This is a genomic window from Xenorhabdus entomophaga (genome assembly GCF_037996725.1).
GTDB classification, from domain to species: domain Bacteria; phylum Pseudomonadota; class Gammaproteobacteria; order Enterobacterales; family Enterobacteriaceae; genus Xenorhabdus; species Xenorhabdus khoisanae.
Genome location: NZ_JBBMXH010000541.1, coordinates 1 through 223 on the forward strand (window position 1 = coordinate 1; position 223 = coordinate 223).

A 223-nucleotide genomic window follows, 5' to 3' on the forward strand; every position below is an offset into this window, starting at 1 on the left:
CCTGAAGGATGTGTACGGCAACCGGATCCAGTTCCACTACAGTGACGAACATCGCTTGGCCGGCGTCACTCACAGTGACGGCCCGGCCCTGGCGCTGCTGTACCGTGAAGACGGTAAGCTGGAAGAAATACGCCGCCGTGATAACGAACAGGATGAAGTGATGGCACGCTACGGCTATCACGACAACGGCTGGCTGGCGGACGCTGACAGCACCCAGCATTTT

Annotated in this window: 1 protein-coding gene; it reads left to right on the forward strand. The window is 58.7% G+C overall.

What is annotated here, in order from left to right; all coding sequences use genetic code 11:
- The coding region (locus AAC854_RS23990) for a hypothetical protein (protein ID WP_340619223.1) at positions 1-223 on the forward strand (223 nt) is incomplete at both ends.